General features: G+C 61.2%; 18 protein-coding genes. 5 read left to right on the top strand and 13 right to left on the bottom strand.

The genetic code is table 11. From position 1 onward, the window contains the following. Positions 1-25 precede the first annotated feature (25 nt). Together betB and betI are read right to left on the bottom strand one after the other, a co-directional pair. Positions 26-1,498 (bottom strand): betaine-aldehyde dehydrogenase, encoded by a 1,473-nt coding sequence (gene betB, locus PMI24_RS26950; protein WP_007959741.1) that lies wholly within the window; start codon positions 1,496-1,498, stop codon positions 26-28. A gap of 108 nt (positions 1,499-1,606) precedes the next feature. Further along, a complete protein-coding gene (gene betI, locus PMI24_RS26955; protein WP_007959743.1) occupies positions 1,607-2,200 on the bottom strand; it encodes a transcriptional regulator BetI in 594 nt (197 codons plus the stop codon). 482 nt (positions 2,201-2,682) lie between these two features. On the opposite strand from betI, the gene PMI24_RS26960 reads away from it, so the two are divergent. Then, positions 2,683-4,623 carry a BCCT family transporter gene (locus PMI24_RS26960; protein ID WP_223290698.1) on the top strand — a complete coding sequence of 647 codons (1,941 nt, stop codon included), beginning with the start codon at positions 2,683-2,685 and terminating at the stop codon, positions 4,621-4,623. A gap of 98 nt (positions 4,624-4,721) precedes the next feature. Here PMI24_RS26960 and choV read toward each other — a convergent pair whose 3' ends face one another. The 3 genes from choV to PMI24_RS26975 form a co-directional block, all read right to left on the bottom strand. Continuing rightward, on the bottom strand, positions 4,722-5,900 hold the full coding sequence (choV, locus tag PMI24_RS26965; RefSeq protein WP_007959747.1) for a choline ABC transporter ATP-binding protein: 1,179 nt from the start codon (positions 5,898-5,900) through the stop codon (positions 4,722-4,724). Continuing rightward, complete coding sequence (gene choW, locus PMI24_RS26970; RefSeq protein ID WP_007959749.1) at positions 5,897-6,742, bottom strand: choline ABC transporter permease subunit; 846 nt, start codon at positions 6,740-6,742, stop codon at positions 5,897-5,899. The genes choV and choW overlap by 4 nt, the downstream gene beginning before the upstream one ends. Positions 6,743-6,808: 66 nt before the next feature. After that, positions 6,809-7,753: a choline ABC transporter substrate-binding protein gene (locus PMI24_RS26975; RefSeq protein ID WP_007959751.1), complete on the bottom strand. Its 945-nt coding sequence runs from the start codon at positions 7,751-7,753 to the stop codon at positions 6,809-6,811. Between the two features lie 434 nt (positions 7,754-8,187). On the opposite strand from PMI24_RS26975, the gene PMI24_RS26980 reads away from it, so the two are divergent. After that, positions 8,188-9,564, top strand: a complete 1,377-nt coding sequence (locus PMI24_RS26980) for an L-serine ammonia-lyase (RefSeq protein WP_007959754.1) — start codon at positions 8,188-8,190, stop codon at positions 9,562-9,564. A gap of 524 nt (positions 9,565-10,088) precedes the next feature. Then, positions 10,089-11,192 carry a GlxA family transcriptional regulator gene (locus PMI24_RS26985; protein WP_007959756.1) on the top strand — a complete coding sequence of 368 codons (1,104 nt, stop codon included), beginning with the start codon at positions 10,089-10,091 and terminating at the stop codon, positions 11,190-11,192. A 75-nt stretch (positions 11,193-11,267) separates the two neighbouring features. Here the strand turns inward: PMI24_RS26985 and PMI24_RS26990 are convergent, their stop codons facing one another. From PMI24_RS26990 to choX, 6 genes are all read right to left on the bottom strand, one after another. After that, positions 11,268-11,528: a hypothetical protein gene (locus tag PMI24_RS26990; protein ID WP_007959758.1), complete on the bottom strand. Its 261-nt coding sequence runs from the start codon at positions 11,526-11,528 to the stop codon at positions 11,268-11,270. Positions 11,529-11,801: 273 nt separating this feature from the next. Next, on the bottom strand, positions 11,802-12,965 hold the full coding sequence (locus tag PMI24_RS26995) for a gamma-butyrobetaine dioxygenase (protein WP_007959759.1): 1,164 nt from the start codon (positions 12,963-12,965) through the stop codon (positions 11,802-11,804). Positions 12,966-12,989: 24 nt separating this feature from the next. Next, on the bottom strand, positions 12,990-13,466 hold the full coding sequence (locus PMI24_RS27000) for a thioesterase family protein (protein WP_007959761.1): 477 nt from the start codon (positions 13,464-13,466) through the stop codon (positions 12,990-12,992). Between the two features lie 56 nt (positions 13,467-13,522). Then, positions 13,523-14,488, bottom strand: coding sequence for an L-carnitine dehydrogenase (locus PMI24_RS27005; protein ID WP_007959763.1), 966 nt, complete (start codon positions 14,486-14,488; stop codon positions 13,523-13,525). Between the two features lie 70 nt (positions 14,489-14,558). Then, on the bottom strand, positions 14,559-15,446 hold the full coding sequence (locus tag PMI24_RS27010) for a 3-keto-5-aminohexanoate cleavage protein (protein WP_007959765.1): 888 nt from the start codon (positions 15,444-15,446) through the stop codon (positions 14,559-14,561). Between the two features lie 75 nt (positions 15,447-15,521). Next, positions 15,522-16,466: a choline ABC transporter substrate-binding protein gene (gene choX / locus PMI24_RS27015; protein ID WP_007959767.1), complete on the bottom strand. Its 945-nt coding sequence runs from the start codon at positions 16,464-16,466 to the stop codon at positions 15,522-15,524. Positions 16,467-16,659: 193 nt separating this feature from the next. Between choX and PMI24_RS27020 the strand changes: the two genes are divergently transcribed. Together PMI24_RS27020 and PMI24_RS27025 are read left to right on the top strand one after the other, a co-directional pair. Further along, the gene (locus PMI24_RS27020; RefSeq protein ID WP_007959768.1) at positions 16,660-17,604 is read left to right on the top strand and encodes a GlxA family transcriptional regulator; all 945 of its coding nucleotides are present in this window, start codon (positions 16,660-16,662) and stop codon (positions 17,602-17,604) included. Between the two features lie 68 nt (positions 17,605-17,672). Next, positions 17,673-18,845, top strand: a complete 1,173-nt coding sequence (locus PMI24_RS27025; protein WP_007959770.1) for a hypothetical protein — start codon at positions 17,673-17,675, stop codon at positions 18,843-18,845. Here PMI24_RS27025 and PMI24_RS27030 read toward each other — a convergent pair whose 3' ends face one another. Both PMI24_RS27030 and PMI24_RS27035 read right to left on the bottom strand, forming a co-directional pair. Beyond that, positions 18,846-19,262 carry a DUF3010 family protein gene (locus PMI24_RS27030; protein ID WP_007959772.1) on the bottom strand — a complete coding sequence of 139 codons (417 nt, stop codon included), beginning with the start codon at positions 19,260-19,262 and terminating at the stop codon, positions 18,846-18,848. 47 nt (positions 19,263-19,309) lie between these two features. Then, positions 19,310-19,711 (bottom strand): lysozyme inhibitor LprI family protein, encoded by a 402-nt coding sequence (locus PMI24_RS27035; RefSeq protein ID WP_007959774.1) that lies wholly within the window; start codon positions 19,709-19,711, stop codon positions 19,310-19,312. Positions 19,712-19,713: the final 2 nt, after the last annotated feature.

The following is a 19,713-nucleotide window of genomic DNA, read 5'->3' on the forward strand; positions in this document are numbered from 1 at the left end:
TCGCGAGCAATAAATGACTCGGGTCTTAGAACACCGAGACGTAATCGCCCAGCTCGACCTGTACCGATTTGATGCGAGTGAAGTTGTTCAGCGAGCTGATGCCGTTCTCACGGCCGACGCCCGACTGCTTGTAACCGCCAACCGGCATTTTTGCGTCGGACTCGCCCCAGGCGTTGATCCAGCAGATACCGGCTTCCAGTTGATGAATCACGCGGTGCGCGCGGTTCAGGTCGCGGGTGACGATACCGGCGGCCAGGCCGAAGTCGGTGTCGTTGGCGCGACGGATCACTTCTTCTTCGGTTTCGTAGGTCAGGATCGCCATGACCGGGCCGAAGATTTCTTCACGGACGATGGTCATGTCGTCGGTGCAGTCGGTGAACACGGTCGGAGCCACGAACGCGCCTTTGGCGAATTCGCCGTCGGTCAGACGTTCGCCGCCGCACAGAACGCGGGCGCCTTCTTCTTTACCCTTGGCGATGTAGCCCAGCACGCTTTCCATGTGCGGGAAGCTGACCAGCGGGCCGAAGTTGGTGTTTTCGTCTTCCGGGTTGCCAACGCGGATGCGGGCAACGCGCTCGACGATCTTGGCTTCGAAAGCGGCTTTCAGGTGGCTCGGCACGAACACGCGAGTGCCGTTGGTGCAGACCTGACCGGAGCTGTAGAAGTTGGCCATCATGGCGGTGTCGGCGGCGCGATCCAGGTCGGCGTCGTCGCAGATGATCAGCGGGGACTTGCCGCCCAGTTCCATGGTCACGTCTTTGAGCGACGAAGCCGAAGCGCTGGCCATGACCTTCTTGCCGGTGTCGGTGCCGCCGGTGAAGGAGATTTTCTCGATGCGTGGGTGCTCGGTCAGCCAGGTGCCGACTTCACGGCCGCTGCCGGTCAGGACGTTGAACACGCCATTCGGAACGCCGGCTTCGGTGTAGATCTCGGCCAGTTTCAGGGTGGTCAGCGAGGTGACTTCGCTTGGCTTGAAGATCATCGCGTTACCGGCCGCCAGGGCTGGAGCGGATTTCCACAGGGCGATCTGGATCGGGTAGTTCCACGCGCCGATACCGGCGACAACGCCCAGCGGCTCGCGACGGGTGTAGACGAATGCGGTGTCACGCAGCGGGATCTGCTCGCCTTCGATGGCGGGTACCAGGCCTGCGTAGTATTCCAGCACGTCGGCGCCGGTGACGATGTCGACGTACTTGGTTTCGGAGAAGGCTTTACCGGTGTCCAGGGTTTCCAGGGCAGCCAGTTCATCGTTGCGCTCGCGCAGGATGTCGACGGCGCGACGCAGGATGCGCGAACGCTCCATGGCGGTCATCGCGGCCCAGATTTTCTGGCCCTTTTCGGCGCTGACCACAGCACGCTCGACGTCTTCCTTGGTCGCACGTTGCACTTGTGCGAGGACTTCACCGTTAGCCGGGTTGATGGCTTCGAAGGTGGCATCGCTGCCGGCGTCGGAGTACGCGCCATCGATGTAGAGTTTTTGCAGTTCGAAACGGGCCATAGTGTCCTCGCAAGTGCATTAGTGGTTGGCGTTGATCACCGGGTGAGCCATGTAGCTGTGGCATCACTGGTCGGTGACAGTTCAGGGGCCGAGCGTTTTCTCTGTGCTCTAGCTCACCTGCTTGGCCAATTGGAAATCCATGTATTCGTAAGCGATCTGTTGCGCCTGCGCAGTGTCGAAAGCGTCTCCCGACAGCGCGCCGCGCAACCACAAGCCGTCGATCAGAGCTGCCAGTCCACGGGCGGCGGTGCGCGCATCTTCGAGCGGCAACACACGGCGGAACTCGCAGCACAGGTTGGAATACAGACGGTGATCGTTGATCCGCTGCAACCTGTGCAAAGACGGCTGGTGCATGCTGGTGGCCCAGAAGGCCAGCCAGGTTTTCATTGCCGGGCCATTGACCTGGCTGGCGTCGAAGTTGCCTTCGATGATCACCTGCAGATGCGCCCGGGGGCTGCTGTCTGCCAGCGCCTGACGGCGCGCGGTGACGCTCTCGCTGAGGGCGGTCATCAGATACCGCATCGTGGCGGCGATCAGGCCATTCTTGTCCTGAAAATAGTGACTGATGATGCCATTCGAGACACCGGCCAAACGGGCGATCAGCGCAATGCTGGCGTCCCCCATTCCGACCTGATCAACCGCCTGCAATGTGGCTTCGATCAGTTGTTGGCGGCGGATGGGTTGCATACCGACCTTGGGCATCTTGCACATCTCCTTAGGCCTTCCGACGGGCGAATGACGCCTATCGGATTGAGGGCCAGTCTATTTTGTTTTGATTGAACGTTCAATCAACAAAGAATAAGATCTGCGACAAATCGTCGCTGCCTACAGATTTTTCCTACGTGTAAGTGGCGATAAACCGACATCCGAAAATGCTCGAAACCTGCGCGGGGCAAGGCGCGGTTCGACGTTCGATGGACGTGTTGAATGGGCAAGACGCTCAAGGCCAGGTTTCGGATGAACGTCCATGCCTCGGCCACGACGGCGATTCGCGATGCCATCTCTGCAGGTTCGGGCTTTTTTCGGGGTGTCTTTATATCACCCGCCGGTCGGCTGCCAACTAACCGATTGGTCGGGTTCCGTGTTGCCTTGTGTTCTTCTCTCGCACTGCCTGGAGCATTTGTGCCATGAGTTCTGCCTCGCTTATAAAGACCCCGCCCGAGAAGGTGACGGTCAACGGTTGGGTGTTCTACACCTCTACCGCGCTGATTCTGTTGTTGACCGCCATTCTGATCATCGCCCCGCAAGAGGCCGGCAGAATGCTGGGAGTGGCTCAGGCCTGGTTGTCCCGCAGCTTCGGCTGGTACTACATGGTGGTGATCGCCGCTTACCTCGTATTCGTGGTGGGCCTGGCGTTCTCCTCCTACGGCAAACTCAAACTGGGTAGCAAGGACGACACCCCGGATTTCAGCTACGGCGCCTGGGCGGGGATGCTGTTCTCGTCGGGTATCGGTATTTCGCTGCTGTACTTCGGCGCCTCCGAGCCGCTGGATCACTACTTCAATCCGCCGGAAGGCGCGTCCGCTACCAACATGGCGGCGCGTCAGGCTGTTCAGCTGACTTTCCTGCACTGGGGCCTGCACGGCTGGGCGATCTACGCGCTGGTCGGTCTGGCCGTGGCCTATTTCGCTTACCGTCATAACCAGCCGCTGGCACTGCGTTCGGCGCTGTATCCGCTGGTGGGCGAGCGTTGGGTCAAGGGCGCTGCCGGTCATGCGGTGGACGGCTTCGGCATGTTCGTGACCCTGCTGGGTCTGGTGACCAACCTGGGGATCGGCTCGCTGCAAGTGTCTTCGGGCCTGGAAAACCTGTTCGGCATGGAACACAGCAACACCAACCTGCTGATCGTGATCATCGTGATGAGCACCGTGGCGACCATCGCTGCCGTGTCCGGCGTGGAAAACGGCATCCGTCGTCTGTCCAACCTCAACATCATCCTGTTCAGCGGCCTGCTGATTTTCGTCCTGCTGTTCGGCCCGACCCTGCACCTGCTCAACGGCTTCGTGCAGAACATCGGCGACTACCTCAACGGCGTAGTGCTGAAGACTTTCGACCTGTACGTCTATGAAGGCGACAGCGAGAAGTCCGACCGCTGGCTGGGCCTGTGGACTCTGTTCTACTGGGCGTGGTGGATTTCCTGGGCCCCATTCGTCGGCATGTTCATCGCGCGTATTTCCCGTGGTCGTACCGTGCGTGAACTGGTGGCTGGCGTGTTGCTGATTCCGCTGGGTTTCACCCTGGCGTGGCTGTCGATCTTCGGTAACTCGGCGCTGGATCTGGTGATGAACCAGGGCGCGGTGGAGCTTGGCAAGACGGCGCTGGAACAGCCGTCGATGGCGATCTATCAGTTGCTGGAACACTACCCGGCGTCGAAAGTCGTCATCGGTGTTTCGATCTTCGTTGGTTTCGTGCTGTTCCTGACCCCGGCCGACTCCGGCGCGGTGATGATGGCGAACCTGTCCTGCAAGGGCGGCAACGTCGACGAAGACGCCCCGCACTGGCTGCGAATCTTCTGGTCGGTCGTGATCACTCTGGTGACCATCGGCCTGCTGTTCGCCGGTAACTTCGAAGCCATGCAGACCATGGTGGTGCTGGCCGGTCTGCCGTTCTCGGTGGTGCTGGTGTGCTTCATGTTCGGCCTGCACAAGGCGATGCGCCAGGACATGCAGATCGAACAGGAGCAGGCGCAACTGGCTGAACGCGGTCGTCGTGGTTTCAGCGAGCGCCTGACCCAGCTGGATCTGCAACCGAGCCAGTCGGTGGTTCAGCGCTTCATGGACAAACACGTCAGCCCGGCGCTGGAAGATGCCGCTGCGCAGATGCGTGCACAGGGTCTGGAAGTGCAGACGCTGCTGGGTAAATCCAAGCGCTGCATGGGCGTGCGGGTCGAGATGGAAGAGGGCAACCCTTTTGTCTACGAAGTGAGCCTGGACGGCTACCTGGCGACCCCGAGCGAGTCGGTCCAGTCCGATGAAGCGCGCCAGCGTTTCTACCGCGCCGAGGTGTACCTGCACAACGGCAGCCAGGACTACGACCTGATGGGCTTCACACAGGATCAGATCACGCGCGATGTGCTCGATCAGTTTGAAAGCCATCGGCAGCTCCTTGGCCGTGTCTATAGCTGAGTTGTGATTCAGGATCGTTCCCACGCAGAGTGTGGGAACGATCATCACGCAAACAAAAACGCCGCGATCCTCTCGCGGCGTTTTTGTGTCTGCTCTCTTTATCCCAGGTTCTTCCCGAGCAACGCGTGATACAGCTCGCTGTCCCCAAGAATCCCCACCACATGGTTGTTGTCGTGCAGCACGAGTTTGTTGCCGGTCTGGTAACGGATCTGCAACGCGTCGCGCATGCCGATGTTCGAGTCCACCAGCGTCGGTTTGCGCTCCAGCCCTTCCACGGCTTGCCCCGGTGCCCAGTTCTGCAGGTTCAGCACCGAACCGTTCTGCCGCGCCCCTTTGATGGTGTTGCCTTCGGCCAGATCCAGCCACGAGTCGCCACCCGGATCCAGGCACACCGAACCGTTGATGCGTTTGCAGTTGTCCAGGGTGCGCATCAGGCTGCGACCGCACAGCACGTTCAGCGGATTGGTGTGGGCGACGAAGGTCCGCACGTAATCGTCCGCAGGATTGAGCACGATCTCCTCCGGCACGCTGTACTGGATGATCCGGCCGTCTTTCATGATCGCGATGCGGCTACCGAGTTTCAGCGCTTCGTCGAGGTCGTGGCTCACGAATACGATGGTCTTGCTCAGCTTGCGTTGCAGTTCCAGCAGTTCATCCTGCAGACCCTGACGGATCAGCGGGTCGAGGGCCGAGAACGGTTCGTCCATCAGCAGAATGTCGGCGTCCATCGCCAGCGCGCGGGCCAGACCGACACGCTGCTGCATACCGCCGGACAGCTCGTCGGGCTTCTTGTTGCGCCATTGGGTCAGGCCCACCAGTTCGAGTTTTTCATCGACCAGTTTGCGCCGTTCCTTCTCCGGACGACCCTGCATTTCCAGACCGAAACTGATGTTCTCGCGCACCGTCAGCCACGGCATCAGGGCGAACTTCTGGAACACCATGGCGATGCGTTTGGTGCGCATCATTTTCAGCTCGGCCGGGGTGCAGGACGCGATGTCGATCTGCTTGCCTTCGTGTTCGACGAACAGCTTGCCGCGGCTCACGGTGTTGAGACCGTTGATGCAGCGCAGCAGGCTCGATTTGCCGGAGCCGGACAGGCCCATCAGCACGCAGATCTCGCCTTTGTTGATGTCCAGGCTGGCTTTTTCAACGCCGACGATCTGTCCGGTCTTTTTCAGGATCTCACTGCGGGTCAAGCCTTGATCGAGAAGTTTCAGTGCTTCGCGCGGATCCTTGGTGAAGATCACGTCAACGTTATCGAAGCGAATTATGCTCATGCGTCACCCCCTACTTTGGCGTCGGGTTGTTTGCAGATACGGTCGAGCATGATCGCCAGCAGTACGATCGCCAGGCCCGCTTCGAAGCCCAAGGCGATATCAGCAGTGTTCAGTGCGTTGACCACCGGTTTGCCGAGTCCGTCGGCGCCCACCAGTGCCGCGATCACCACCATCGACAGCGACAGCATGATGCACTGGGTGATGCCGGCCGCGATGCTCGGCATGGCGTGAGGCAGTTCGATCCGTGAAAGCAGTTGGCGACGCGAGCAGCCGAAGGCCTTGCCGGCGTCCATCAGTTCTTGCGGGACATCGCGGATGCCCAGGTAGGTCAGGCGGATCGGCGCGGCGATGGCGAACACCACCGTCGAGATCAGGCCCGGTACCACGCCCAGCCCGAAGAGGGTCAGGGTAGGAATGAGGTAAACGAAGGTCGGTACGGTCTGCATCAGATCGAGTACCGGCCTCATCAAAGTGTAGAACATCGGTTTGTGCGCGGCGACGATGCCCAGCGGCACGCCGATGACCACGCAGACCAGGGTCGCGAACATGACCTGGGCGAGGGTTTCCATGGTTTCCTGCCAGTACCCCAGGTTGAGGATCAGCAGGAAGGAGGCGACCACGAACGCGGTCAGGCCCCATTTGCGTTGAATGAAGTGGGCCAGCAGGGCGATGAGGCCGATCAGCACCAGCGGGTTGAACCAGGTCAGCGCAAACGTCACGCCGTGGATCATCGTTTCCAGGGTCACGGCGATTGCGTCGAAGGTGTTGGCGCCGTGTTGCGTCAACCATTCAACGAAGCCCGCGATGTACTGGCCTAAAGGGATTTTCTGATCAATCAGCATGGTAGTGAACGTCCGCATGCAAGGAAATAAACAGCCCGGACGGCGTGAGCCGTCCGGCATAAGCGATTACTGGAGTTTGGCTTTCACGGCCTCCAGGCCTGGTTTACCGTCAATGGTGGTCACGCCAGCGAGCCAGGTATCGAGCACCTGTGGATTCTTTTTAAGCCAGGCCTTGGCGGCCGCGTCAGGCTTCATCTTGTCGTCCAGGATGTTGCCCATCAGTTCGCTTTCCATGTCGACGGTGAACTCCAGGTTTTTCAGCAGTTGGCCAACGTTGCTGCATTCCTCGGCGTAGCCCTTGCGGGTGTTGGTCGCCACGGTGGCGGCGCCGAAATCCGGGCCGAAGAAATCGTCACCACCGGTCAGGTACTGAATCTTGAAGCGCTTGTTCATCGGGTGCGGCGCCCAGCCGAGGAACACCACGGCGGTGTCGCGTTTCTGTGCGCGGTCGACCTGCGACAGCATGCCCGCTTCGCTGGACTCGACGACCTTGAAGCCGGCGGTCTTGAGGCCGAAGGCATCCTTGTCGATCATGCTCTGGATCAGGCGGTTGCCGTCGTTGCCCGGCTCGATCCCGTAGATCTTGCCGTCGAGTTCTTTCTTGAATTTGGCGATGTCGGCGAAGTCGTGCAGACCCTTGTCATACAAGGCTTGCGGAACAGCGAGGGTGTACTTGGCGCCCTTGAGGTTGGTGCGCACGGTTTCCACGGTGCCGGCGTCGCGGTAGGCCTTGATGTCGTTTTCCATGGTCGGCATCCAGTTGCCGAGGAACACGTCCATGTTCTTGCCGTCGGCCAGCGACTTGTAGGTCACGGGTACGGAAATCATGGTGGTCTTGGTCTTGTAGCCGAGGGCCTGAAGCACGACGGAGGTGGTGGCGGTTGTTGCGGTGATGTCGGTCCAGCCGACATCGGAGAAGTTCACGGTACTGCACTGCGCCGGTTCTGCGGCTTGAGCCAGTAACGGCAGACTCAGCATGGCGGCCAACAACAACGACGGGGAACCTTTCATGAATGGACTCCTTGGTGTTTTTTTTGGCAGTGTTCCGATTGGACCACCGCACTTATGGGTTGCGGTTGGATGGCGTTCTGGAGACAGCTCTACCGCAGCGCCTTGCAATCGAGTCGATACGATCATGTACCAGTGAAAATCTGACGCCTACAGGGTGCGTCGTATCCAGTACAGGGATGGTCGCATCCAGTGTCAGTGACGTCGTTTACAGCTTTTTTCTGCCCTGTCTGGCCATCTGAACCGCATAAAAACGGCGAAAACACGGGCTGAAACCGGCACGGCGTTAGTGGGCATGAGTGCGTCGGTGTCAGACGCCGAGCGACCCGGGAAAAGCCCGATGATGCGGGCATTCCGGCGGATTGCAGCTTGAGCGTAGCAGCTCCGCCAGCGGGCGCTTCACGCCCCGGACCGGCACTCTCAGGAGCTCTGCAGCAATGGCTATCAGCGTTTTCGACCTGTTCAAAATCGGCATTGGCCCTTCCAGTTCCCACACCGTCGGGCCGATGCGCGCCGCCGCCCTGTTCGTCGAGTCGTTGCGCGACAAACACCTACTGGAGCAGGTGCGTCGCATCGAGGTGCAGTTGTTCGGTTCGCTGTCGGCCACCGGTGTCGGTCACGGCAGCGACAACGCGGTGATCATGGGCCTGATGGGCGAGTGGCCGGACGCGATCGACCCGTCGCAGATCGGCCCGCGGATCCAGGCCTTGCGTGAAACCCACACGCTGTTGCTCGACGGTCGTTTGTCGGTGCCCTTTATATGGGGCCGGGACATGCGCCTGATCGACGAGAACCTGCCGTTCCATCCCAACGCCATGACCCTGGTTGCCGAAGGCGATCACGGCGAGCTGCATCGCGACACCTACTATTCGGTCGGCGGCGGTTTTGTGGTGGACGAGGCGCAGGCCTCCAGCGGCGTGGTGGATCTGGATCGCACCGAGTTGCCTTACGATTTTTCCAGCGCGGTGGAGCTGCTGGAGCTGTGCAAGACCCACAACCTGCGCGTGGCCGAATTGATGATGGCCAACGAGAAGGTCTGGCGCAGCGAAGAGGAAATCCGCGCCGGCCTGATGAAACTCTGGCGGGCGATGCAGGATTGCGTCGAGCAGGGCCTCAAGCACGAAGGCATCCTGCCTGGCGGCCTCAACGTGCGCCGCCGCGCGGCGAAGTTGCACCGTAGTCTTCAGGAATTGAACAAGCCCAACGTGATCGGCTCGACGCTCAGCGCGATGGAGTGGGTCAACCTGTTCGCCCTCGCGGTGAACGAAGAGAACGCCGCCGGCGGGCGCATGGTTACGGCGCCTACCAATGGCGCGGCGGGGATCATTCCGGCGGTGTTGCACTACTTCATGAAATTCAGCGAGGCGGTGACCGACGCCAACGTGGTCGATTACTTCCTCGGAGCGGCGGCGGTGGGGATTCTGTGCAAGAAGAACGCCTCGATCTCCGGCGCTGAAGTCGGCTGTCAGGGTGAGGTCGGTTCGGCCTGTGCAATGGCGGCGGCAGGGCTGGCGGAAATCCTTGGCGCAAGCCCCGAGCAATTGTGCAACGCGGCGGAAATCGGCCTGGAACACAACCTCGGCCTGACCTGCGATCCGGTGGGTGGCCTGGTGCAAGTGCCGTGCATCGAGCGCAATGCGATTGCGGCGGTGAAGGCGATCAATGCGGCGCAGATGGCCCTGCGCGGGGATGGTCAGCACTTTATTTCGCTGGACCGGGTGATCCGCACCATGCGTGATACCGGCGCCGACATGCATGACAAATATAAAGAGACATCGCGGGGCGGGTTGGCGGTCAGCGCGGTGGAGTGCTGATTCCGAGTTGCCTCCTTTCGCCAGCAGGCTGGCTCCCACACTGGATTTGCGGCGTTCGCAAAAACTGTGGGAGCCAGCCTGCTGGCGATGAAGCCGGACCAGTCAAAACTGCGCGTTAAGTGCACACCGGAATCAAAACGCGCCACCTTTTGGCGCGTCGCTATCAGATAAGAGTCTTTCCCACCTCCAGCGCCTGATTCACAGGCGCTACCGTCCGTCACCCGTGCCTGCGGTGACACTGTAGGACAATCGTGCGCAGGCCAGTTCCCACAAGTGCTACCGATTTGCTCACACGCATCGGAGCAGGGCATTCGCGGCCGCTGATGGCACTTCGAATTACCTTTCGTCGGAGCGCTTGTATAGACGCGTCGCGACGTCGTTTTCAGGAGTTATTGAACAGCCATTCAAATTTAGGCATGGCAATTGCTCTGTCATAACAAAGCCCGTCTCACGCAAGAGAACGATGGCAATAACAAGAGCCTCCGCCTGAGGCCATCACCCGCTTTGTGTGAGGAGATACCGCGATGACGTCGTTCAACTCCGGGGCTCAACCCCAGAACCGTGCGCCTCAATCCATCGGCTTTCTGCTGCTGGACAATTTCACGCTGATTTCCCTGGCTTCCGCAGTCGAACCCCTGCGCATGGCCAACCAGTTGTCCGGTCGCGAGTTGTATCGCTGGACCACCCTCACTGTCGATGGCGGCCAGGTCTGGGCCAGTGACGGTCTGCAGATCACCCCCGACGCCTCCATGCACAAAGCCCCGGCCCTCGACACCATCATCGTGTGCGGCGGGATCGGCATTCAACGCACCGTTACCCGTGAACACGTCTCGTGGCTGCAAAGCCAGGCGCGTCAGTCGCGCCGCCTCGGCGCCGTGTGCACCGGCAGCTGGGCCCTGGCCTGCGCCGGCCTGCTCGACGGCTTCGATTGCAGCGTGCACTGGGAATGTCTGGCGGCGATGCAGGAAGCTTTCCCGCGCGTTGCGATGAGCACCCGTCTGTTCACCCTCGACCGCAACCGTTTCACCAGCTCCGGCGGCACCGCGCCGCTGGACATGATGCTGCACCTGATCAGCCGCGATCACGGCCGTGAACTGTCTGCCGCGATCTCGGAAATGTTCGTCTACGAACGCATCCGCAACGAGCAGGATCACCAGCGTGTGCCGCTCAAGCACATGCTCGGCACAAACCAGCCGAAACTGCAGGAAATCGTCGCGTTGATGGAAGCCAACCTGGAAGAGCCGATCGACCTCGACGAACTGGCGGTGTACGTCGCCGTGTCCCGTCGTCAGCTCGAGCGCCTGTTCCAGAAATACCTGCACTGCTCGCCGTCGCGTTACTACCTCAAGCTGCGTTTGATCCGTGCGCGGCAACTGCTGAAGCAGACGCCGATGTCGATCATCGAAGTGGCGTCGGTCTGCGGGTTCGTGTCGACACCGCACTTCTCCAAGTGCTACCGCGAATACTTCGGCATTCCGCCGCGTGACGAGCGCGTCGGCTCCAACACCACCCAGCAGGTGGCGATGATGCCGCTGCCGCAGGCCATCGTGATGTCGCCGCTGTCCGGTCCGATGTCGGCGCTGAGCCAGGCACGCAATGAGTCGACCTTCGCCAGCGTGCGTCTCTAAAACGAAAGATCGCAGCCTGCGACGCGCCTTCAGGAAAGGCACTGTCGCAGGCTGCGATCTTTTTTCGGTCAGGTATCAGGCGCGGGTTTGCTGGTACTGCGCCAGTGCCGGCAGCAACTGCTTGTCGATGGCTTCGCGCACGGTCGGCTGGATGCTCGCGCTGCTGGTGTACATCTGCTTGACCATGGTGCGCAGCGTGTTGGCCCGCACATCGTCCAGCCCCCGCACCGCGCACTCGCAGGCCTGCTGTGCGGTGGAGCCCGACGGTACTTCGAATCCCAACGACTTGAGCTGGCCCAACAGGTCTTCCTGATCGATCAAATCGGCATACATCATGACGCGAATCCTTCTTCGGCAACGGAGGTCGTGGCTCGATTCTGGTAGGCCTGCCCAGGCACGGCAAGGGCGATTTATCGCAGTGTCCACATTGGCTATGAGCATGTCGTTTTCGGCTAACTTGCCGGCAAGGGGAGTGGGCACACTGGACCCAGCTCGCTTCACGAAGGTTTGGTCACCCTCGCCACGGCAGCTCCTCAACAGTACCCTCGCCCCGATCCTGTCACGGCTTGTATCGGGGCTTTTTTTGCCTGCGAATTACGATGATGCGGCCTAGCGCTGCAACACCAGAATCCGCGACAGCAATTCATCCCGGTCGATGTAGCAGCCCTGAAAATGCCGGGCCCCGGTGGCCGGGTCGAACGCATTGCGCGCGTGCAGGGTGCGGCGGTTGTCGAAGCACCACAGCTCGCCCGGATTGAGCCGCTGCATCACCCGGAAGCGTGGCTCGCGGGTCATGGCGATGAAGCGCCGGTAAGCGCGATACAGCAGGGGCATTTGCTCCACAGACGTGTCGAACGCCCCGCGCAGAAAGTTGGCCATGCGGATTTCTGCGACCCGGCCCAAGGCATCCAGAGCGATGACCGGCGCGAGGCAGCGATAGTCGCTGTGGCGGTCCTTGTTGCGAAACTCCACCGGGATCTCGCACAGCGCCTGAAACGACGCGGGATCCTCCTGACGCAACGCTTCGGCAATCGCAAAACCGTCGACGAAAATGCTCTCGCCACCCTCGGCATCGTTCACCAGGCAATGCAGAAATTGCAGCCCCGGTTGCAGCTCGCGGGTCGGCAGATCCGTGTGCAAGGGCAGGTTGAAAGCGGTGTAGGCATTGCTGTCGGCGTCGGCCTTGGATTGCACGTTGAACAGCACGCCGAAATTGCTCTCGCGGATGAACGAAATACGCTGGGCGATCAGCTTCAGCGAGCCGGGTTCGGTGGGTACGCCGCGCACCTGGGTCAGGCCGATGTCGCGTACCGCCAGCAACCATTGCAGCAGTGCGGCGTTGTCGTTCATCAGGGTGGCATAGTCGAACACCGGCAACTGCAAATCGCTGCGCCACAGAAAGGGTTTAGGTTTGGCGGCAAGGCGTTCGGCGCGGGATTCGTCGTCATAGGCGTGGGCTCGCAGCCAACCGGCGTCGAAGCGGCTGAGGTGGCCGTCCTGCCAGTCGATGCGCAGGCAGCCATCGGTGTCGATATGCGCGGCGGAGGGCGACAGATCCTGCGCCGCGTCGACGATCTCGAACACCTGCTCGCGGGTGACGCTGTAGACGCAGTGCGGGCACGGACAGTTGTCGCGCAGCCACACGTGGTGGAACGGGCTGACACGCCCGTCGGCCCATTCAATCAGGACGCGATCCGCCAGGTTCTGCACGCCGTTCAGCGCGCTGATCAACGGATAAGTACGGAAATCGGCAACTGCAGCGGCGGTGTGCATGGTGGCTCCTTGCGATGGATGAATTTACCGGGCTGGGGGCAGGGCGATGACCCGGCCGATGTAAGCAGGCGCGGGCAGGTCGGCCTGCTCGGCGACGATGGCTTGCAGGCGGCCCAGGGTGTCCGGGGTAAACGGTGCGGAACGCGGCCCGGCGAGGTCGACGTGCAGCAGCATCTGTTCGTTGCCGGCCAGCTCTTTGTCACCGCCGGCCAGGTGCAGGCTGTGATAGAGGTGCAAGCGCTTTTGGTCGTGGCCGATGATCTGCGTGCGCACTTCGACTTCGGCATCGAGCTTCACTTCGTGCAGATAGTTGAGGTGCAGCTCGAGGGTGAACAGCGAGTGACCGCTGGCTTCGCGGTTGTTGCTGTCCATGCCGAGACGATCCATCAGGGCGTCGGTGGCATAGCTGAAAATCAGCAGATAGAAGGCGTCGCGCAGGTGGCCGTTGTAGTCGACCCAGTCGGAGATGATGCGGGTTTGGTAGGTGGTGAGGGTGGGCATGTTTATCTCCGGGCACGATCGTTCCCACGCTCTGCGTGGGAACGATCAATATGCGATTACTCGCTGAAACTCATTCCATGCTTCTCTTTGGTGGTCTTCACCGCCTCGAGCACCGCCAGCAAGCAATCATCACGATAGCGCTCCAGCGCCGAAATACTGTGCCGGCCCAACTGATCGCTGGTGCCGTCCACCACATCGTCGATCAACTTGTCGGTCAGTTCCGGTGCCGGCAGGTACGTCCACGGCAACTGCAACGCCGGGCCGAACTGCGACATGAAGTGGCGCATGCCGGCATCGCCACCAGCCAGGGTGTAAGTCAGGAAAGTGCCCATGAACGACCAGCGCAGCCCCGCGCCAAAGCGGATCGCATCGTCGATTTCACCGGTGGTCGCCACCCCGTCGTTGACCAGGTGCAGCGCCTCGCGCCACAGCGCTTCGAGCAGGCGGTCGGCGATGAAGCCCGGCACTTCCTTGCGCACATGCAGCGGGCGCATGCCGAGGGATTCGTAGACTTTCATCGCCGCTTGAACCGCTTCCGGCGCGGTGTTCTTGCCGCCGACCACTTCCACCAGCGGCAGCAGGTAAACCGGGTTGAACGGGTGACCGACCACGCAGCGTTCCGGATGGGTCGAGCTCTCGTAGAACTCGCTCGGCAACAGACCCGAGGTGCTGGAACCGATCAATGCATTCGGCTTGGCCGCTGCACTGATTTTGCTGTGCAGCTCCAGTTTCAGTTCGAGGCGTTCCGGGGCGCTTTCCTGGATGAAATCCGCATCGCGCACGCACTCTTCAATGGTCGCGACAAAGCGCAGGCGATCCTGCGACGCGCCCGGCGCCAGACCGTTTTTCTCCAGCGCGCCCCAGGCGTTGGCCACGCGTTTGCGCAGCGCCGCTTCGGCACCCGGCGCCGGGTCCCAGGCCACCACGTCAAGGCCGTGGGCGAGGGCGCGGGCGACCCAGCCGCTGCCGATGACGCCGCTGCCCAGTGCTGCGAAGGTTTTGATTTCGGTGATAAAGCTCATGGTCACTTCCTGGAATGAGGCAAAAAAACGGTGGGCGTCAATGGCCCGCCCACCGGGGGAAAGGGTGATTTCAGCCGCGCTGGGTCAGGCCCATCTTCTTGCGACCTTCAGCCGGGGTCAGCACGCGGGCGCCGAGGCGGCTGAGGATTTCAGTGGCACGTTCGACCAGTTGGCCGTTGGTCGCCAGCACGCCTTTGTCCAGCCACAGGTTGTCTTCCAGACCGACCCGCACGTTGCCGCCAAGCAGCACCGCTTGCGCGGCCATCGGCATCTGCATCCGGCCGATGCCGAACCCGGCCCACACCGCGTCGGCAGGAAGGCTGTCGACCATGGCTTTCATGGTGGTGGTGTCGGCCGGCGCGCCCCACGGGATGCCCAGGCACAGCTGGAACAGCGGGTTATCGAGCAGGCCTTCCTTGATCATCTGTTTGGCGAACCACAGGTGACCGGTGTCGAAAATCTCCAGCTCCGCCTTCACGCCCAGCTCGGTGATGCGCTTGGCGCCAGCCCGCAGTTGGGCCGGGGTGGAGACGTAAATGGTGTCGCCGTCGCCGAAGTTCAGGGTGCCGCAATCCAGTGTGCAGATATCCGGCAGCAGTTCTTCGACGTGGGCCAGACGGGTCAGCGGGCCGACCAGATCGGTGTTCGGGCCGAACTCCATCGGGTTCTCGCCCGGGCCGATTTCCAGGTCGCCGCCCATGCCGGCGGTGAGGTTGACGATAATGTCGACGTCGGCTTCGCGGATGCGCTCCATGACTTCGCGGTACAGCGCGACGTCACGGCTGAACTTGCCGGTCTGTGGGTCACGGACGTGGCAGTGCACGACCGTGGCGCCGGCCTTGGCCGCTTCCACCGCGGCTGCGGCGATCTGTTTCGGGGTGACCGGCACGTGAGGGCTCTTGGCGGTCGTGTCGCCAGCACCGGTGAGTGCGCAGGTGATGATGACGTCGTGGTTCATGGTGCGTTTTCCTTCAGGCGTGATGGGTCTGTTCGCAGCCCGTGAAGGGCTGCGAAGTGGTTCGTTCGTTGCGGTTTATTTACTGGTGAGCTGGAGGTTTTCAGCCGCCGGTTTGCCATCGAAAGTGGTGACGCCTTCGAGCCAGCGCTGTTTGTCCTGCGGGTGATCCTTGAGCCATTGCTTGGCCGATTCGAAAGCGTCCTTGTGATCGAGCAGCGGCTGCATCATTCGGCTCTCGTCTTCGGCGGTGAACGTCAGGTTGCTCAGCAGGCGGCTGACGTTCGGGCATTGTTCGGCGTATTTCGGCGCGGTGACGGTCCATACGGTGGCCATGCCTTCGTTCGGGCCGAGGGCGTCGTCGCTGCCGGTCAGATAAGTCATCTGCACGTTGACGTTCATCGGGTGCGGCGCCCAGCCGAAGAACACCACGGCTTCCTTGCGGCGCACCGCGCGATCGACGGCGGCGAGCATGCCGGCCTCACTGGATTCGACGAGCTGGAATTTGCCGAGGCCGAACTGGTTCTTGGCGATCATCGCCTTGATCTGGGTGTTGGCGCCCGAGCCTGGCTCGATGCCGTAGATCTTGCCGCCCAGTTCTTTCTCGAACTTGGCGATGTCGGCGAAGGTTTTCAGGCCCTTGTCCGCCAGATAGGTCGGCACGGCGAGGGTGGCGCGGGCGTCCTTGAGGCTTGGCGCTTCGAGCACCTTGACCTGGTTGGCGTCGACGAACGGGGTGATGGTCTGGGTCATCAGCGGGTTCCAGTAGCCGAGGAACAGATCCAGACGCTGGTCGCGGATGCCGGCGAAGACGATTTGCTGAGAGGCGCTGGTCTGTTTGGTGCTGTAGCCGAGGCCGTCGAGCAGAACCTGGGCCATGGCACTGGTGGCGATCACGTCGGTCCAGTTCACCACGCCCATGCGCACGTTCTGACACGATGCGGAATCGGCCGCCATGACACTGGCGCTTAAAAACGCGGTACCGCTGAGTGCGAGAACACAGCTGCTGATCAGTCGTTTCATGTCGGGTTCCTCGGCAGGTCGTTATTGTGGGTTCCGGCATCTGTCGTGCCGGTGATGCTCAAATTACGCAGCAATGCCCCCGCAAAAACGCACTGCGGCGACCAGCTCTTGCACTGCAGCGACCTGTCCCCTTGAATGCCGCCGACAACTGGCGTATCAACGTTGCACGCTACCCGCTAACCGAGTGCGCGCCATGTCCCAGGATTTCTACTTTCTGTTGATGCCGGGTTTTTCCGCCATCGGTTTCATCTCTGCGATCGAACCGCTGCGAGTGGCCAACCGCTTTCGCGGCGAGCTGTACCGCTGGCACGTCTTGAGCGCCGATGGCGGGGCGGTGCTGGCGAGTAATGGAATGTCGGTCAACGCGGATGCGGCGCTGGAGCCGCTGAAAAAAGGGGCGACGTTGCTGGTGGTCGCCGGTTTCGAACCGCTGAAGTTCGCCACCCCGGCGCTGGAGCACTGGCTGCGACGGCTGGACAACGAAGGCGTGACCCTCGGCGCCATCGACACCGGTAGCTTCGTCCTCGCCGAGGCCGGCCTGCTCGATGGCCATCGCCTGACGCTGCACTGGGAAGCCATCGACGCCTTCAAGGAATCTTATCCGCAGCTCAGCGTCACCCAGGAGCTGTTCGAGATCGACCGCCGACGCATCACGTCGGCCGGCGGCACCGCTTCCATCGACCTGATGCTCGACCTGATCGCCCAGGCCCACGGTCCGCAACTGGCGATCCAGGTCAGCGAGCAGTTTGTATTGGGGCGGATTCGTCCGCGCAAAGACCACCAGCGCATGGAAGTCGCCACGCGTTACGGCATCAGCAACAAGAAGCTGGTGCATGTGATCGGCGAGATGGAACAGCACAGCGAACCGCCGCTGACGACTTTGGAACTGGCGGAATCGATCAAGGTGACGCGGCGGCAACTGGAGCGCCTGTTTCGCCTGCACCTGAACGACACGCCAAGCAATTTCTATCTGCGCTTGAGACTGGAGAAGGCCCGACAGCTGCTGCGCCAGACCGACATGAGCGTGCTCGAAGTGAGCATCGCCTGCGGGTTCGAATCACCGTCGTATTTCACCCGCAGCTACCGGGCGAAGTTTGCCCGGTGTCCACGGGAGGATCGGCAACGGGAGGCCGTTTGACGGACGATTATAGTTAATTATACTTTCAGGTATAAATTACAGTCGTTTGAATAATTGAGTGTAAAACCATGTCCCGAAACAACGGCTTCGTCTTCCGCCGCCCCGCTCTGGCCCGCAGCGTTGCCGATGGTCTGGTGGGTGCAGGTCTGCAGGATTTCACCTCCGGCCTTTTTCTGGCAGCGCCGCGTCGCACCGGCAAAAGTACCTTTCTGCGCGAGGACCTGATCCCGGAATGCCAGGCCCGAGGCTGGCTGACGGTTTACGTCGACCTGTGGGCCGACAAGGAAAAAGACCCTGCTGACTTGATTGCCAGTGCCATTGCAGGCGCGTTGGTCCCCTTTGAAAAGGGCATCCGCAAACTGGCGAAGAATATCGGCATCGAAAAACTCAGCTTTCTGCGCACCTTGTCCTGGGATTTCACCAAGCCGCAACTGCCGGCGGGCGCGACCCTGACGCAAGCGCTGGAACTGCTCCACAGCGCTGCTGAAAAATCCGTAGTACTGGTGATCGATGAGGCCCAGCACGCGCTAACCACCGCCGCAGGCATCAATGCGATGTTTGCCCTGAAGGCTGCACGGGATCAGCTCAACCAGGGACGTGAAGGCGAGGGCAGCGGTTTGCATCTGGTGTTCACCGGTTCCAATCGCGACAAACTCGCCCATCTGGTGCTGGGCAAGAGCCAACCGTTTTTCGGCTCGAGCATCACGCCCTTTCCGTTGCTGGGAAAAGAATTCACCCAAGCGTATACCTTGCATCTCAACGCCCATCTGGCCGAGACCAACCAGTTCAGTGCGGCCGATATCGACGACGCCTTTGAATTGGTGGGGCGGCGCCCGGAAATGTTGCGCACCATCATCGGCGAAGTCGCGTTGGAGCTGGGCGAGGCCAGCAATCTTGGGCAACTGCTGCAAAGCCGTGCCGAATTGTTGCGCGCAGGCGTGTGGACTGAGTTCGAGAGCGCCTGGAACGCACTGACCATCCCTCAGCGCGCCGTGCTGGAGGTGATGGTGGAGCGCTCACAGAACAACGAGCCTTTTGCACCGTTCACCGACAGCACACTCATGGCAGTCGGCAAGGCGCTGGAAAACCTGGGCAGCGACGTGGTGCCGGGCACCCAGACCATTCAGGCCTGTATCGATGCCCTGCGCGACAAGGAGCTGGTGTGGAAGTCGAGCCGTGGTGGCTATGCGCTGGAAGACAAGTCCTTCGGCGACTGGCTGAGCGCGCGTAAAGCGCGCTAGTTACTTCTTCACCAATGCCGAGCACGCTGCCTTGTAGGCTTCATGCTGATACTTGTTCAGCGTGCCCGGCAGCTCGAAATTGTGCTTCTTGGCCTGGGCATTGATCGTCTGCGGCGACAGCAGCGTCACCTCGCAACCGTCCAGCAACTGAAACACGCCCTCGATCTTGAACGTGGTCGGCCCACCGGCAAACTCGCCCTTCTTGCTGCGCTTCTTGATCGCGATGCGATCAATCGAGTTCTCGCGCACGAACGACGCCACCTGAGCGGCGAACAGTTTGACGTTGGCCGCCTCGTCGTCATCGTCCAGCGCGATTTTCTTGGTGTTCAGAGCGACATGGCTCAGCACCGAACCGTCGAGGGACGCCACGGCGATGATCGCTTCACTGCCTTTGATTTCGATACCGCAGATGTTCATGTGAATCCCTTGATTGGCTGAAGAGGTGCAGCTTACAGCTCAAGCCCTCACTCCTGCCCAATCGACTCCAAAAACTCCGACCGCTCGTCACTCATCCGCGCCACGCAGTCATTCTGCGCAATCTTGAACGCCTTGCTGCCGTCCGTCGCCGGGAAGGCTTCTACGGCGCAGTCGGCGTCGCGGGTTTTCAGCCATTGTTGCTGGGCAGCCTTGAGTTTGGCGGTGATGTCGGCCAGTTGCGCCGGGTTCTTGCCGTAGGTCGTCTGCATGCGCTCGTTCAGGCTGGCGTAGTTGTCCTTGAGCAGGTCCTCGGCGGTGGTGCGGCTGTAGGTCGAGCATTCCAGGGTCTGGATGTCGTTTTCCACCGCGTCGCACGGGTTGTTGTCGGACTCTTCGGCGGCGTGTACGCCGGTCGCAATCAGGGCCAGGGCCAGGAAGATCGATTTCATTG

It is taken from the genome of Pseudomonas sp. GM25 (assembly GCF_000282255.1).
Classification (GTDB): Bacteria; Pseudomonadota; Gammaproteobacteria; order Pseudomonadales; family Pseudomonadaceae; genus Aquipseudomonas; species Aquipseudomonas aphyarum.